The organism is Methylibium sp. (assembly GCF_031393925.1).
Classification (GTDB): Bacteria; Pseudomonadota; Gammaproteobacteria; order Burkholderiales; family Burkholderiaceae_C; genus Methylibium.
On sequence record NZ_JANMWL010000226.1, the window covers coordinates 1 to 14,765 of the forward strand.

Here is a 14,765-nt window from a genome sequence, read left to right on the forward strand (position 1 = left end):
CTGGGCGTGCTGCATCTCGTCGCGGATGGGGACACCCTCGTGACGGCCAAGGCCCGAACCCAAGGCTGCACGACGCCGACGCGGCCGGTGCGCTGGTGGTCGCCGGACGCTCTACGAGGCCAAGTGCGCGGGGCGCAACCAGGTCAGGAGCATGGCGTTCCAGGAGGCGAGCGGGTTCAACAGGATCGATACTTCGCGCACGCTGCCCCACACCCGAAAGGATCGGACATGAACACCACGCCACGGCTTTTGCTGGTCGGCATTGCTCTCTCGATCGCTGCCGGCGTGCTGATGGCGCAGAACAGCGGTCTCACGCGCACGCTGCTGACCAAGGTGGACATCTCGGTTGCCGGACGCGAGGCCGTGGTGGCGCGCGTCGAGGTGGCTCCCGGTGCCCGTGCCGGGCGGCACACGCATCCCGGCGACGAGATCAGCTACGTGCTCGAAGGCCAGGTTGAATTGCTGATCGACGGACAGCCGCCACGGGTCGTCAAGGCCGGCGAGGCGCTCGTGATCCCGGCCGGCGTCGTCCATGACGCGCACAACGCGGGTGATGCAACGGTCCGCCTGCTGGCCGTGTACGTCGTCGAGAAGGGTAAGCCGCTCGCCACGCCGGCCCCATGAGATGAAGCGTCTTACCGCAACGACAAGGCTTGCAGTGCGCGCATCGGCTTGCAAGCCGATGCAGCTTGTCGGGCTCGCCGCATACGGCTCCAAAGCCCCGCCTCGCCACCAACCCTTTCCCAGGGCGAGGGAGCAAGACTCCCGCACCCCGGCAGCGTTTACTGCGTCGCGGGTCGCGCCAAGCACGGCGGCGCCACTGACGTGAACATGCGCCGTCGACACACCTTGCTCGCCTCTTCGTTCGCGCTCACGTTGGCGATGTGCAGCCCGGTTGCGTGGGCGGCTTCCACCAGCGTCTATCTCGAGGAGCTGACGACCACCGAAGTGCGCGACGCCCTGAGCGCCCAACGCACCACCATCCTCATCCCGGTGGGTGGCACCGAGCAAAACGGGCCGCACATGGCCCTGGGCAAGCACAACACGCGCGCGCATGTGCTTGCCGGGCGCATTGCCGCGGCGCTCGGCAATGCGCTGGTGGCGCCGGTGCTGTCCTATGTGCCCGAGGGTCGCATCGCGCCGCCCACCGAACACATGCGCTTCGCCGGCACGATCTCCATCCCCGAAGAGACTTTCAAGAGCGTGCTCGATGCGGCGGCGCGCAGCTTCGCGCAGCACGGCTTTCGCGACGTGGTGCTGGTCGGCGACCACGGCAGCTATCAGCACCTGCTCGCGGCGGTGGCGGCGCGCCTGAATCGCGATTGGGCCGCCACGCCGGCGCGCGCCCATTTCATCGCCGACTACTACCGCGCCGCCCAGGCGCCCTACATCCAGGCACTGCGTGCCAAGGGCCTGACCGAGGCGCAGATCGGCACCCACGCCGGCGCGGCCGATACCTCGCTGCTGATGGCCGTCGATGCGAGCGGGGTGCGATCTGATCAACTGCCGCGCGCGGGCACCGCGGCGGGTGTCTCGGGCGACCCGCGGGCCGCCAGCGCCGAACTGGGAAAATTGGGCGTCGACCTGATCGTCACGCACAGCGTCGCGGCCATCCGCAGCGCCATCGCCGCCCGGCGCTGAGCGCGCTTCATTTCGTCACGTCCCGATCTCGATTTTGGAATTCACCATGCGTTCACGACACGCTCTCTTTGCCGGCCTCACCTTCGGCGCGCTGGCCACCGCCACGCTGTGGGTCACCGCCCAGGGTGCGGCCCCTTCGGCGCCCAGGCCCGCGGCGCCGGCCCAAGCCGCTCGAGCGGCACAACCCGCTCCCGTGCGCACGGTGCCGGGCATGCCCGGCGTGGTGGACCCGCACAACCTCTACAGCGAGATCGCGGTCGGCAAGCTGAGCGCGGCGGTGGCCGGGGCGCTGGAGCGTGTCTATGTGCCCAACCGCAGCGACAACACCGTGTCGGTGATCGACCCGGCCACCTTGAAGATCACGCACACCTTCAAGGTCGGCGTGAACCCGCAGCATGTGGTGCCGTCGTGGGACTTGAAGCTGCTCTGGGTGGCCAACAATGCCGAAGGCCGCACCGACGGCAGCTTGACCCCGATCGACCCGCTGACCGCCAAGCCGGGCAAGGCGATCCCCGTCGACGACCCGTACAACATGTACTGGTCGCCCGACGGCAAGTACGCCATCGTGGTGGCCGAGGCCTACAAGCGGCTGGACTTCCGTGACCCGGTCACGATGCAGCTGGCCTATTCCATCGACACGCCCAAGTGCGCCGGCATCAACCATGCCGACTTCTCCATCGACGGCAGGACGGCGCTGTTCACCTGCGAGTTCAACGGCGCCATCACCAAGATCGACCTGGTGGAGCGCAAGGTGCTGGGCACCTTGCGCCTGAGCAAATACTTCAACCGGCCCGAGGCCCTGGCCGTGATCGACAAATCAGGCAAAAAACCCAAGTACGTGCCCGACCCCTCGCAGCTCGGCGCCGAGATCTGCACCACGCCCGGCATGCCGCAAGACGTGCGCATCTCGCCCGACGGCAGCACCTACTACGTGGCCGACATGATGGCCGACGGCGTGCACGTGGTCGACGGCGAGAGCTTCATGCAGACCGGCTTTCTGCCCACCGGCGTGGGCACGCACGGGCTCTACCCGAGCCGCGACGGCAAGAGCCTGTACGTGGCCAACCGCGGCAGCAACCAGATCCGTGGCAAGCCGCATGGCAAGGGCAGCGTGTCGGTGATCGATTTCGCCACCGGCAAGGTCACCAAAGACTGGCCGATTGCCGGCGGCGGCAGCCCCGACATGGGCAACGTCAGCGCCGACGGCAAGTACCTGTGGCTCTCGGGCCGCTACGACGACGTGGTCTACCGCTTCGACACCGACACCGGCGCGGTGGACCAGGTCAAGGTCGGGCACGAGCCGCACGGCCTGACGGTGTGGCCGCAGCCCGGGCGCTATTCGCTGGGGCATACCGGCAACCTGCGCTGAGATGAAGCTCCCACGCTCACCTTGTTCGCTGCCCACCGAGGGGGCGTTCAGCGCCCTTGGGGCGGCCCGGCGGGCGCTGAGCGTTGCGCCTCGCGGCGTAGGTCGCGCGGGCTGCCTTCCATGAAGCTCAACATCCTGTCCGATCTGCACCTGGGCGTCGGCGCGATGGAGCGGCCGAGCACCGACGCCGATGTGGTGGTGCTGGCGGGCGACATCGCGCGCCCGCGGGAGGCCGCGGCATGGGCCCTGGGCTTCGACAAGCCGGTGCTCTACGTGCTCGGCAACCACGAGTTCTACGGCGGCAGCATCGAGGGCACCGCAGATGAACTGAAGCGACTGTGCCTGGGCACCCACGTCCATGTGCTCGACGACGGCGAGATCGTCATCGGCGGCGTGCGCTTCCTGGGCACGACGCTGTGGACCGACTTCAAGCTGTTCGGCGAGGCTGAGGGCAGGGCGCAGGCGGTCGAGCAAGCGCAGCGCCTGATGCGTGACTTCAGCCGCATCCGCATGGGCGATGCGACGAGTGCGCTGTTCACGCCCGACGATTCGGCGGCGCTGTTCGAGCGCCACGCCCACTGGCTGGATCGCCGGCTCGCCGCACCGCATGCCGGGCCGACGGTGGTGATCACCCATCACGCGCCGTCGCGCCAAAGCATCCATGCTCGCTTTGCCGGCTCGCCGATCAATGCCTGCTTTGTCTCTGATGCCGCACACCTTGCCGGCGCCGAGCGCGCGCAGCTGTGGATCCATGGGCACACGCACGACAGCTTCGACTACGACCTGGGTGGCACGCGCGTCGTCTGCAACCCGCGCGGCTATGTCAAGGCCGGCACGAATGAGAACCCGCGCTTCGATGCGGAGTTCATCGTCGACGTGGCTTAGGGCCGCGGGCATTTCCCGCGGGAACGCGTCGCGTGCTTTCCACGTCGACCTCGTCGAGCCGTTGATTCGGTCGCACTTCGTGGCAGCGAGCGCCTTGGCGTCGTGCTGTCAGGAGGAGCATCGCCTCAGCCCGCCTTGCCGTCCACGCGCGCTCGGCTCAGCACCGGCCAGTAGCGCAGCGCGTACAGGCCGAAGCCGGCCGACCACAGTGCGGCCGAGCCGAGCACGGCGTGCAGGGTCGCCGCGGGGGCTGCCAGCGGCACGGCGACGCGCACGACGGCAGCCGCGAGCACCAGCACGTAGCAGGCGACATCGGCACGGTCGGCCAGCAGCGGCCGGCCGGTGTGGCCGCGCGCGGTGCGCGTCATCATGCCGATGACGAGGCCGCCGATGGCGCCCACCGTCAGCGCGTGGGTAGCGACGGACGCGGCGACCAGGCCCAGCGCGGCGGCTCCGCGCAGCGCCAGGTACACGGGAATCCACAGATAAGCGGCGTGCAGCACCCACACCAGCGGCGTGCGCAGCGTCTTCCATGGCTGCCAGAGCCACCAGCGCACCAGGTGGACGGCCGAGCCGAGCGCGAGCACCAGCGCGAGCGCTAAACCGCCGAGCTGCAGCGTGTCGGCCAGCAGCAGGACCAGCACCGAGCCGAGGGCCGCCTTCTCGAGCCAGGGTCGCAGCGTCGCGTTGGCGCCCGCAATGCCGTTGTTGGTGAACATCGGGATCACGCGGCCGGCCATCACCGTCATGATGAGCAGCACCGCGTCGAGCGCGACCTGGATGCCCAGCCAGGCGGGCAGCGCGATCACCTCAAGCTGCGCCAGGTGAACCGCCAGCACGGCGGCGGCAATCAGCACGAGCATGGCGACGAAGAAGTAGTTGCGCCGGTTGCGCGCGGCCAGGAAGGGAATCGCGAGCGCCACCGCGGCGGCCAGCGGAAAGGCCGTGTTGACCAGCGCCGCGGCCCAGCCGAAGGGCGTGAGCACGAGCACGCGCGCGGCCACCCACAGCGCGGCGAACGCTGCGAGGCTCAGGCCGCTCGGCGTGGGGCGATTTGACCAATTGCGCCCGGCCGTGAACAGGAAGCCCACCACCACCGCGAGCGTGAAGCCGAACAGCAACTCATGCGCATGCCACAACGCGCCCGCGAGGTAAGGGCGGACCAGCACGCCGGCCAGTTGCAGCGCCCATAGCGCGACCGACAGCGCGGCGAACACGCTGGCCAGCAGATAGAAGGGGCGAAAGCCGTTGCGCCAGAGCGCGGGCGTCTGCGCTGGCACGGTGGCTTGCTCAGGCATCCCGGGCGCCGATCACCTTGGCCATCCCGGATGCGTCTTTCACGCTGCCTTCATCGACGCGGATGCCGTCGCGAACTTCGGGTCGTCGACAACGCAGCGCCGCGCACCACGGCCGGCCGGCAGTCGGATGGTCAGCAGCAAGGACGTGTCTTGCAACGCCCGCACGGCGTACTGCACTCTCGCCGGCAGCAAGACGAGCTGGCGCGCACGCAGTTGGCACGTCGATGCGCCGAGGTCGATCTCGGCCGCACCCTCGATGCACAACAAGGTCATCTCGCCGTGGATGTGGTGCGGCGGCAAGGCCTCCCCGGCGCGCAACACCACGCGCATCAGCTCCAGCGTGCGGGTCTTGAGGATGGCGTGGCTCAGAGACGCGCGCAAGGCGGCGCCCAGCGGCTCGAGGTCGATGACTTGGCCGGGTTGGGCGTGGTCCAGTGCCATGGAGGTCTCCGTGTGAAAAGCCGGTCGAACACCCGAGCCAGCGCAGACCGAAGCCGACGTCACCGATGCGGCGCGTTGCCTCCCAAGTTAATCGCGCCACGCCCTGCGGTCTGTGCGGCAGCGCACGGTGCGGCACGTCCGGGTGATAAGGACGCGAGCTTGCTGCGTGCGCCAGCGTACAGACGCGAGGTCGCCAAAGGCGCATCGTTTGATCGGGCGTCGACGCGGGGCAACCCAGGCGATGACCTTGCCCCGAACGCAACCGACATTTCAAAGCGAACGACGAGAAACCTCTTGATGCAGGACAGCAAGCCCGCCCGATCCGCTCGCGCCGAACAGCGGGACGCCGAGCCGCAGGTCCATCACGACCCGAACGGCTTTTCCGACCGCTTCGCGCTCGGCTTCACCAAACTGCTGCGCTTCTTGGCCGACACCTTCTTCGCCAAGCGCTACGGCCACCGGGCGATCGTGCTCGAAACGGTGGCCGCCGTTCCCGGCATGGTGGGCGGAACGCTCACGCACCTCAAATGCCTGCGCCGCATGGTCGACGACGAAGGCTGGATCCGCACCTTGATGGAGGAGGCCGAGAACGAGCGCATGCACTTGATGACCTTCGTCGCGATCGCCAAGCCCACCGCCTTTGAGCGGCTGGTGATCCTGCTCGCGCAATGGATCTTCTATGTCGGCTTCTTCCTGCTCTACCTCGTGTCGTCGCGCACGGCGCACCGCGTCGTTGGTTACTTCGAGGAAGAGGCGGTGCTCAGCTACACGCTCTACCTGCAAGAGATCGACGAGGGCCGCTCGCCCAATGTGCCGGCCCCCGACATCGCCAAGCACTACTGGGGGCTGCCGGCCTACGCGACCCTGCACGATGTCGTGCTCGTGGTGCGTGCCGATGAAGCGCACCACCGCGACCTGAACCATGGCTACGCCAGCAAGCTGGCCGGTGAGCCGGTCGATCGCGTACATGCGGCGCCCTACCCGCCGCACGCCGACACGCTCCGCATCGACGCATGACATGAAGCGCAGCTCCGCATCCGAGCCCTCTCACTCGACGCCGGTGTTCGACCAGGCCACGCTGCCGGCGGCCCTGCGCCGCGAGCGTCGCACCGAGCCAGGCGTCTGGGGCGTCATCCGCATGCTGGAGGCGCAGGTGCAGCTCTCCTTCATGGACCCGCCGCAGACGAAGATCCTTTCGCGTGGTTCGCCCGGACTGCTGCTGCCGGATCAGCCGCACCTGGTGGAGCCGATCGGCGCGATGCGCATGCAGGTCGAGTTCTACGAACGACTGCCCAAGGCTTGACGGCCCTCCCGACTCGATGTTCGATGCGCCGTCGTTTGACGGAGATCAATACTTCGGCGCGATGCCTGCTTAGCATGAGCCATTCGCACTCGTCAGCGACGCGCGACACGCCTGCGCCGCTTGCGCGTCGCAGCGATCGCACAGCATCCCCTTCAACCACGCAGATCAGGAGTCCGCATGAAATTCGTTCACTCTGTCCCGCTCGCGATCGTCATCGCCACCACCGGCGCACCGAGCTGGGCCGCCCAGCACGATCCGAATGCTGGCCATCACCCCGCAGCTGCGGCCTCTGCCCCGGCTGCCAAGGCCATGCCGGGCAAGTCCAGCCCCGACATGGCGCGCATGGACACCCAGATGAAGGCGATGCGGCAGATGCACGACAAGATGGTGGCCGCCAAGACGCCCGATGAGCGCAATGCCCTGATGGCCGAGCACATGAAGACCATGCAGGAAGGCATGACCATGATGAACGGCATGTCCTCCGCAGGCATGGGCGGCACGGGGAGCATGAAGGACGACATGGCTGCGCACCATCAGATGATGGAAAAGCGCATGGAAATGATGCAGGCCACGATGCAGATGATGATGGATCGTCTGCCCGCGGCGCCGACCAAGCAGTGAGGAGAAAGTCATGACCCACCCCCCAGAAATTGCGCCCCCGCCTGCGGCTTCCAACTACGGCTTTCACTGCGTCCTGCAGGAGCGCAACTTCGCGCAGGCCGTCGCCAGCGTGACCGAGGCGCTCAAGACCGAGGGCTTCGGCATCCTCACCGAGATCGACGTTCAGGCGACCATGAAGGCCAAGCTCGGCATCGAGGGGCGGCCTTATCGAATCCTCGGCGCCTGCAATCCGCCGCTGGCCCACCGCGCGCTGAGCGCCGAGCCGGACATCGGGCTGCTGCTGCCGTGCAATGTGGTCGTGCGCGAGGAGGCCGATGGCCATCTCGTCGTCGGCTTCATGGACCCGGTTGCCGTGCTGCAAATGACCAGCGACCCCGAGGTCGGCCGCGTCGCGCACGAGGTCCGCGAGAGGCTCGAACGGGTGCGCTCGACGCTCGCCGGCCGGCCCGCCGGTCCCGCCCGGTCTTGAAGGAGCCGCACATCGACGGAGAGGCCCAATGCAGCTCGGCATGATCGGATTGGGTCGGATGGGTGCCAGCATGGTTCGGCGGCTGTTGAAGCATGGTCACGAGTGCGTCGTCCATGACGTGCAGCCGTCGGCCGTTTCAGCACTGCGCAAAGACGGTGCCGTCGGGGCCGCCTCGCTGCAGGAGATGGTTGCGCGCATGACCAAGCCGCGCGCGATCTGGCTGATGGTGCCGGCGGCGGTCGTCGACCGCGCGCTCGGCGAGCTCGTGCCGCTGTTGGACGGCGGTGACACCCTGGTCGATGGCGGCAATTCGTACTACCGCGACGACATGCGGCGTGGAGCCGAATTGCGGGCGCGAGGCATTCACTACCTCGACGTCGGAACCAGCGGCGGCATGGCCGGCTTGGAGCGAGGCTACTGCCTGATGATCGGCGGCGAAGCCGACGTTTTCGAGCACCTGCGGCCGATCTTCTCCGCGTTGGCCCCAGGCGTCGCGGCTGCAACGCGGACTCCCGGCCGAAAGCGCGGCACAGGCAGTGCCGACGAGGGCTTCCTGCACTGTGGACCGCATGGGGCAGGGCACTTCGTCAAGATGGTCCACAACGGCATTGAATACGGAGTGATGGCGGCCTACGCGGAAGGTTTGAACATCCTGCGCCATGCCAACGTGGGCAAGCGCGATCAACCGCACGAGGCTGAGCACGACGCCGAGACCACGCCGCTGCGCGACCCCGGGTGCTATCAATTCGAGATGAACCTGCCCGAGATCACCGAGGTGTGGCGCCGCGGCAGCGTGATCGGCTCCTGGCTGCTCGACCTGACCGCCTCGGCCTTGCTCGAGGACCCCGAACTCGCGCAATACGGCGGCCACGTGTCGGATTCGGGCGAAGGCCGCTGGACGATCCAGGCGGCCATCGACGAAGGGGTGCCGGTGCCGGTTCTGAGTGCCGCACTGTTCGAGCGCTTCACGTCGCGCGGCAATGCCGATTTTTCCAACCGAGTCCTGTCGGCGATGCGGCACGAGTTCGGCGGCCACCTCGAGAAGCCCGCGTCATGACATCACCGCAAGACGTCGTGTTCCTGCTCGACGTGGACTTGGGCTTGGCCTCGACGGGCCGCGACGCGCTCGCATCGAAGGAGAAATGATGAACGTCAACACCCGCAAGCTCCACGAACTGGGGCAGCGCCTTTGGCTCGACAACCTCACCCGTGAACTGCTGGTGAGCGGTCGCTTGGCGCGCTACATCGCCGATCTCTCGGTCACCGGCCTGACCTCCAACCCGACGATCTTCGAGCATGCAATCGGCAGCGGCAGCCTCTACGACGACGCGATCCAAACGCTGGTCGCTCGCGGCTTGTCGAGTGAGGACATCTTCTTCGAGCTCGCGCTGGAAGACCTGACGCAGGCCGCCGACCTGTTCCGGCCGATCTTCGATGCAAGCGCAGGAGTTGATGGCTGGGTTTCGCTGGAAGTCTCGCCGCTGCTCGCCAGTGACACGGCCAACACCATCAAGACCGCTGCGCAGTTGCATGCGCGCGCCGCGCGCCCCAACCTTTTCATCAAGATCCCCGGCACGCCGCAAGGCATTGCGGCCATCGAGCAGTCGATCTTCGATGGCGTGCCGATCAACGTCACCTTGCTGTTCTCGCATGAGCACTATGTGGCGGCGGCCGAGGCGTATCTGCGCGGCATCGAGCGACGCATCAAAGCAGGTCTGGACCCGAAAGTCGAATCGGTCGCTTCGCTGTTCGTCAGCCGGTGGGACGTCGCGATGAAGGAGCACCTGCAGCCGCAACTCCACAATCGCCTCGGCATCGCGATTGCGATGCGAACCTACAAGGCCTATCGCGATTTGCTCGCGTCCGAACGCTGGCACAGGCTCGCTGCCACCGGAGCCCGCCCGCAGCGCCTGCTCTGGGCCAGCACCGGTACCAAAGACCCCGCCGCACCCGACACGCTCTACGTCCAAGCCCTCGCGGCGGCGGAGACGATCGACACGATTCCGGAGAAGACGCTGCTTGCCTTTGCCGACCATGGCAAGGTTGGCGCGAGCTTGCCCGCCGATGGTGGCGATGCGCAGGCCGTACTCGAGCAATTCAAACGCGAAGGCGTCGACGGTGAGGCGCTCGCCGCGCAACTGCAGCGAGAAGGCGTTCAGGCGTTCGCCAAGTCCTGGCGCGGGCTGATGGCGCGCATTCTGGAAAAGAGTTCGCAAGCAGCAAGGGCGCGATCGGCATGACCGAGTCGGCAAGCGCGCCCGGCCGCCGCACCATGACGACCCTGATCAGCCCTCTTGCGGGCAAGCCGGCGACGGCATCAATGCTCATCGACGTGGCGAAGCTCGTCAGTGCATATCACTCGGAAGTGCCCGACCCGACGGTCGCGGCACAGCGCGTCGCCTTCGGCACCTCGGGGCACCGCGGGTCGGCGCTCGACCGCTCGTTCAACGAATGGCATGTGCTGGCGATCACGCAGGCGATCTGCAATTACCGCAGAGCCAATGGCATCGCCGGGCCGCTCTTCCTCGGCATCGACACGCATGCGCTGTCGCCGCCCGCGTGCGCCAGCGCGCTCGAAGTGCTGGCTGCCAATGGCGTCGATGTGATGCTGGCATCGAGCGACGAATACACGCCAACGCCGGCGGTCTCGCACGCGATCCTTGGCCACAACCGCGGTCGCGATCATTCAAATGACACCGGCCTCGCTGACGGCATCGTGGTGACGCCTTCACACAATCCGCCGCGCGATGGCGGCTTCAAATACAACCCGCCCCACGGCGGCCCGGCTGGCCAGCAAGTCACGAGCTGGATCGAAGCCGAGGCCAATCGCATGCTCCAAGCGCGCCTCGAAGGCGTGAAGCGCATCCCGCACGCGAAAGCCCTGCAAGCGGCGACGACGCATCGCCACGATTTTTTGAACGCCTACGTCGGCGATCTCGGCAACGTGATCGACATGGACGTGATCCGCAACGCGAAGCTTCGCATGGGTGTCGACCCGCTGGGCGGCGCTGGAGTCCATTACTGGGCGGCCATCGCGGAACGCTACCGTCTCGACCTGAGCATCATCAATGAACTCGTCGATCCGACCTTCGGCTTCATGCCGCTCGACTGGGACGGAAGAATCCGCATGGACCCGTCCTCTAAGTACGCCATGCAAGGGCTGGTCGACATCAAGAGCCGCTTCGACATCGCCTTCGCCTGCGACACCGATCACGACCGTCACGGCATCGTCACACCGGGTGGCGGCTTGCTGGCGCCTGACCATTACCTGGCGGTGGCCATCGACTACCTGTTCCAACACCGCCCGGATTGGGGGCGACAGGCTGCCGTTGGCAAGACCATCGTCAGCAGCCGGTTGATCGACCGGCTGACGTCCAGGCTCGGCCGCCAACTCGTCGAGGTGCCCGTCGGTTTCAAGTGGTTCGCCGCCGGTCTGCACAGCGGTGCCCTCGGCTTCGCAGGCGAAGAAAGTGCAGGTGCAAGCTTCCTGCGCCGCGACGGGTCGGTCTGGACGACCGACAAGGACGGCATCGCGGCCGCGCTGCTCTCGGCCGAAATCACCGGACGCACCGGCCGCGACCCCGGCCAGCTCTATGCGGACCTGGCGAACGAGTTCGGCAACCCGGTGGCCGACAGGGTGGAGGCGCCTGCGACCGCACAGCAGAAGCAGCAGTTGGCGGCACTGTCGCCACAACGGTTTGCCTCGAACGAACTGGCCGGAGAAAAGGTCGAGAGCATCCTGAGTCACGCGCCAGGCAATGGCGCGCCCATCGGCGGCATCAAGCTCATCGCCGCCAATGGCTGGTTCGCTGCGCGGCCCTCCGGTACCGAAAACATCTACAAGATTTACGCCGAGAGCTTCAACGGTCTCGAGCACCTGCAGCGCATCCTGCAAGAGGCGCAGGCGATGGTCGACGCGGCGATCTCGCCCGCGTCTTTATCTTGAAAGTCATTGATCCCGGAGACCCCGATGTCTGATCCCCTGACACCCGAGACCTTGCAGCAGATGAACGCCTATTGGCGCGCGGCCAATTACCTTTCGGTCGGGCAAATCTACCTGCAAGACAATCCCTTGCTCGAACAAAAGCTCACGCTCGAGCACGTCAAGCCCCGGCTGCTGGGCCATTGGGGCACGACACCGGGTTTGAACCTCATCTATCTCCACCTGAACCGGCTGATCAAGGAGAACGACCTGAACATGATGGTCGTGATCGGCCCCGGCCACGGCGGGCCGGGCATCGTGGCGCACACGTATCTGGAAGGGTCGTACACCGAGCACTACCCGGCGATCGAGCGCAACCGCAACGGCCTGCGGCGGCTCTTTCGCCAGTTCTCATGGCCGCACGGAGTTCCCAGTCACGTCTCGCCGGAAGTTCCCGGCTCCATTCATGAAGGTGGGGAACTGGGTTATTCATTGGCCCACGCCTATGGAGCGGCATTCGACAACCCTGACCTGATCGTCGCCTGCATCGTCGGCGACGGCGAGGCAGAAACCGGTGCGCTGGCCGCGAGCTGGCACTCCAACAAGTTCCTGAATCCTGCGCGTGACGGTGCGGTGCTGCCGATCCTGCACCTCAATGGCTTCAAGATCGCCAACCCGACGGTGCTGGCGCGCATCAGCCGCCAGGAGCTGACCGACCTGTTGCGCGGCTACGGCCACGAGCCGCATTTCGTCGAGGGCGACGACCCCGCGCTGGTACATCAGGCGCTCGCCGGCACGCTGGATGCGGTGCTGGCGCAGATCGATCAAATTCAGCGTGAGGCGCGGGCTCTCGGCGAGTCGCAAACTCCAAGGCGCCCACGCTGGCCGATGATCGTCTTGCGCACACCCAAGGGTTGGACGGGACCGAAGTTCGTCGACGGCAAGGCGGTCGAAGGCAGCTGGCGTTCGCATCAAGTGCCGATCGCGGACTTCAAGACGCCCGAGCATTTGCAGCAACTCGAAGACTGGCTCAGGAGTTACCGGCCCGAGGAGTTGTTCGACGAGCGCGGCAAGTTTCTCGATGAGTTGGCTGCGCTCGCGCCGACCGGTCGTCGCCGCATGGGCTCCAACCCGCACGCCAACGGCGGGGCTTTGTTGCAGCCGCTGGCCATGCCGCGCTTCCATGACTACGCCGTGTCGGTGCCCGAGCCCGGCGGCGTCGAAGCGGAAGCGACGCGAGTGCTGGGCAAGTTTCTGCGCGACGTGATGAAGCTCAACCTGGGGATGAACAACTTCCGCATCTTCGGCCCGGACGAGACCGCGTCGAACCGATTGGAAGCCGTCTTTGAAGTCTCCGGCAAGCAGTGGATGGCTGACCTGGAGGAGGGCGACGACCACCTCAGCGCCAACGGCCGCGTGATGGAAGTGCTGAGCGAGCACCTGTGTGAAGGCTGGCTCGAGGGCTACCTCCTCAGCGGACGCCATGGTTTATTTTCTTGCTACGAGGCCTTCATCCACATCATCGATTCAATGATGAACCAGCACGCCAAATGGCTCAAGGTATGCAACCAGATTCCCTGGCGCGAGCCGATCGCATCGCTGAATTACCTGCTCACCTCGCATGTCTGGCGGCAGGATCACAACGGCTTTTCCCATCAGGACCCCGGCTTCATCGATCACGTCGCGAGCAAGAAAGCCGATGTCGTGCGCATTTATCTGCCGCCCGACGCCAACTGCCTGCTGTCGGTCGCGGATCACTGTTTGCGCAGCCGCAATTACGTCAACCTGATCATTGCCGGCAAGCAGCCTTCGTTCCAGTGGCTGGACATGGACTCGGCCGTGCGCCACTGCACCGCGGGCGCGGGCACGTGGCAATGGGCGAGCAACGATGCGGGCGACCCCGACGTCGTGATGGCCTGTGCCGGCGATGTGCCGACCCTCGAGACGCTCGCTGCCGTGACCTTGCTGCGCACCTATGTTCCCGACGTTCGCGTGCGCGTCGTCAACGTGGTCGACCTGATGGTGTTGCAGCCTCGGTCGGAGCATCCCCACGGCCTGGGAGATCATGAGTTCGACGAACTGTTCACGACCAGCAAGCCGGTGATCTTCGCCTTTCATGGCTACCCCGCGCTGATCCACAAGCTGACCTACCGGCGCCGCAATCACGACAACATTCACGTGCGCGGCTACAAGGAAGAGGGCACCACCACCACGCCCTTCGACATGGTCGTGTTGAACAACCTCGACCGCTATCAACTCGCCTTCGACGCCATCCGGCGAATTCCAAGGCTGGCGGGTCAGGTCGAGGAGGCGACGGCGCGCTACTGGGCGACGATGCAACGTCACAAGCTCTACATCGGCGAGCACGGCGACGACATGCCGGAGGTTCGCGACTGGCGCTGGACGCTTTGATGCGGATTCGCCTTCATTCGAATAGGAAAGGCAGTCTGCAACTGGGCCGTCGGCAATTTTCGGCGTACGGCGTGCGGGCAAGGGCAAGGGCAAGGGCAAGGGCAAGGGCAAGGGCAAGGGGTGGATTGAGGGACGCAAAGGCGCGTCCGGGCAGGCGGCAGCGCTTCGTCGAGGCGGTCTGCGCTTTGCTCCGACTGCCCTGCGGTGCTCGGGCTCGTGGCCCGTCGCGCAACTCACTGCGCTCACTGCGTTCGCTGCGTTCAAACAAGCGCGACGAGTCAGATGACGACGCGCTGCGCGCGGCCACGAACCCTGTGCTCCTCAGCGCCTCGAAAGCGCGCTGCCGCCTGCCCGGACGCGCCTTTTCAAACACCCGTGGTCTTCAACGTTGCAAAGACCGACGC

14 protein-coding genes are annotated in these 14,765 nt (G+C 66.5%); 12 read left to right on the forward strand and 2 right to left on the reverse strand.

The genetic code is table 11. The annotated features are described in order from the left end of the window. Nucleotides 1-291 precede the first annotated feature (291 nt). The 4 genes from RMO12_RS11790 (at nucleotide 292) to RMO12_RS11805 (ending at nucleotide 3,895) form a co-directional block, all read left to right on the forward strand. A complete protein-coding gene (locus RMO12_RS11790) occupies nucleotides 292-624 on the forward strand; it encodes a cupin domain-containing protein (RefSeq protein WP_309639449.1) in 333 nt (110 codons plus the stop codon). A 207-nt stretch (nucleotides 625-831) separates the two neighbouring features. Beyond that, nucleotides 832-1,641 (forward strand): creatininase family protein, encoded by an 810-nt coding sequence (locus tag RMO12_RS11795; protein WP_309639439.1) that lies wholly within the window; start codon nucleotides 832-834, stop codon nucleotides 1,639-1,641. Nucleotides 1,642-1,687: 46 nt separating this feature from the next. Next, entirely contained in the window at nucleotides 1,688-3,010 is a 1,323-nt protein-coding gene (locus tag RMO12_RS11800) for a hypothetical protein (RefSeq protein ID WP_405029670.1), read from the forward strand. Nucleotides 3,011-3,130: 120 nt separating this feature from the next. After that, entirely contained in the window at nucleotides 3,131-3,895 is a 765-nt protein-coding gene (locus RMO12_RS11805; RefSeq protein ID WP_309639440.1) for a metallophosphoesterase, read from the forward strand. A 125-nt stretch (nucleotides 3,896-4,020) separates the two neighbouring features. On the opposite strand, the gene RMO12_RS11810 is transcribed toward RMO12_RS11805, so the two are convergent. After that, entirely contained in the window at nucleotides 4,021-5,193 is a 1,173-nt protein-coding gene (locus RMO12_RS11810; RefSeq protein WP_309639441.1) for an NnrS family protein, read from the reverse strand. A gap of 39 nt (nucleotides 5,194-5,232) precedes the next feature. Beyond that, a complete protein-coding gene (locus RMO12_RS11815) occupies nucleotides 5,233-5,634 on the reverse strand; it encodes a hypothetical protein (RefSeq protein ID WP_309639442.1) in 402 nt (133 codons plus the stop codon). Between the two features lie 297 nt (nucleotides 5,635-5,931). Between RMO12_RS11815 and RMO12_RS11820 the strand changes: the two genes are divergently transcribed. The 8 genes from RMO12_RS11820 (at nucleotide 5,932) to RMO12_RS11855 (ending at nucleotide 14,361) form a co-directional block, all read left to right on the forward strand. Further along, nucleotides 5,932-6,651, forward strand: a complete 720-nt coding sequence (locus RMO12_RS11820) for an alternative oxidase (protein WP_309639451.1) — start codon at nucleotides 5,932-5,934, stop codon at nucleotides 6,649-6,651. Nucleotide 6,652: 1 nt separating this feature from the next. Then, nucleotides 6,653-6,937 carry a DUF1971 domain-containing protein gene (locus tag RMO12_RS11825; RefSeq protein ID WP_309639443.1) on the forward strand — a complete coding sequence of 95 codons (285 nt, stop codon included), beginning with the start codon at nucleotides 6,653-6,655 and terminating at the stop codon, nucleotides 6,935-6,937. Between the two features lie 177 nt (nucleotides 6,938-7,114). Beyond that, nucleotides 7,115-7,558: a hypothetical protein gene (locus RMO12_RS11830; protein WP_309639444.1), complete on the forward strand. Its 444-nt coding sequence runs from the start codon at nucleotides 7,115-7,117 to the stop codon at nucleotides 7,556-7,558. Between the two features lie 10 nt (nucleotides 7,559-7,568). Beyond that, complete coding sequence (locus RMO12_RS11835) at nucleotides 7,569-8,027, forward strand: DUF302 domain-containing protein (protein WP_309639445.1); 459 nt, start codon at nucleotides 7,569-7,571, stop codon at nucleotides 8,025-8,027. A 28-nt stretch (nucleotides 8,028-8,055) separates the two neighbouring features. Next, nucleotides 8,056-9,084 (forward strand): phosphogluconate dehydrogenase (NAD(+)-dependent, decarboxylating), encoded by a 1,029-nt coding sequence (gene gnd, locus RMO12_RS11840; protein WP_309625376.1) that lies wholly within the window; start codon nucleotides 8,056-8,058, stop codon nucleotides 9,082-9,084. A gap of 88 nt (nucleotides 9,085-9,172) precedes the next feature. Continuing rightward, nucleotides 9,173-10,267, forward strand: coding sequence for a transaldolase (tal, locus tag RMO12_RS11845; protein WP_309639446.1), 1,095 nt, complete (start codon nucleotides 9,173-9,175; stop codon nucleotides 10,265-10,267). A 32-nt stretch (nucleotides 10,268-10,299) separates the two neighbouring features. Continuing rightward, nucleotides 10,300-11,973 carry a phosphoglucomutase (alpha-D-glucose-1,6-bisphosphate-dependent) gene (pgm, locus tag RMO12_RS11850; RefSeq protein ID WP_309639447.1) on the forward strand — a complete coding sequence of 558 codons (1,674 nt, stop codon included), beginning with the start codon at nucleotides 10,300-10,302 and terminating at the stop codon, nucleotides 11,971-11,973. Nucleotides 11,974-11,997: 24 nt separating this feature from the next. Beyond that, nucleotides 11,998-14,361: a phosphoketolase family protein gene (locus tag RMO12_RS11855; protein WP_309639448.1), complete on the forward strand. Its 2,364-nt coding sequence runs from the start codon at nucleotides 11,998-12,000 to the stop codon at nucleotides 14,359-14,361. Nucleotides 14,362-14,765 lie beyond the last annotated feature (404 nt).

Coding starts and splice junctions, on each gene's coding strand:
- RMO12_RS11835 (WP_309639445.1), top strand. CDS start 7,569: ATGACCCACCCCCCAGAAATTGCGCCCCCGCCTGCGGCTTCCAACTAC.
- RMO12_RS11820 (WP_309639451.1), top strand. CDS start 5,932: ATGCAGGACAGCAAGCCCGCCCGATCCGCTCGCGCCGAACAGCGGGAC.
- RMO12_RS11830 (WP_309639444.1), top strand. CDS start 7,115: ATGAAATTCGTTCACTCTGTCCCGCTCGCGATCGTCATCGCCACCACC.
- RMO12_RS11810 (WP_309639441.1), bottom strand. CDS start 5,193: ATGCCTGAGCAAGCCACCGTGCCAGCGCAGACGCCCGCGCTCTGGCGC.
- RMO12_RS11805 (WP_309639440.1), top strand. CDS start 3,131: ATGAAGCTCAACATCCTGTCCGATCTGCACCTGGGCGTCGGCGCGATG.
- RMO12_RS11795 (WP_309639439.1), top strand. CDS start 832: ATGCGCCGTCGACACACCTTGCTCGCCTCTTCGTTCGCGCTCACGTTG.
- pgm (WP_309639447.1), top strand. CDS start 10,300: ATGACGACCCTGATCAGCCCTCTTGCGGGCAAGCCGGCGACGGCATCA.
- tal (WP_309639446.1), top strand. CDS start 9,173: ATGAACGTCAACACCCGCAAGCTCCACGAACTGGGGCAGCGCCTTTGG.
- RMO12_RS11825 (WP_309639443.1), top strand. CDS start 6,653: ATGAAGCGCAGCTCCGCATCCGAGCCCTCTCACTCGACGCCGGTGTTC.
- RMO12_RS11855 (WP_309639448.1), top strand. CDS start 11,998: ATGTCTGATCCCCTGACACCCGAGACCTTGCAGCAGATGAACGCCTAT.
- RMO12_RS11815 (WP_309639442.1), bottom strand. CDS start 5,634: ATGGCACTGGACCACGCCCAACCCGGCCAAGTCATCGACCTCGAGCCG.
- RMO12_RS11790 (WP_309639449.1), top strand. CDS start 292: ATGGCGCAGAACAGCGGTCTCACGCGCACGCTGCTGACCAAGGTGGAC.
- gnd (WP_309625376.1), top strand. CDS start 8,056: ATGCAGCTCGGCATGATCGGATTGGGTCGGATGGGTGCCAGCATGGTT.
- RMO12_RS11800 (WP_405029670.1), top strand. CDS start 1,688: ATGCGTTCACGACACGCTCTCTTTGCCGGCCTCACCTTCGGCGCGCTG.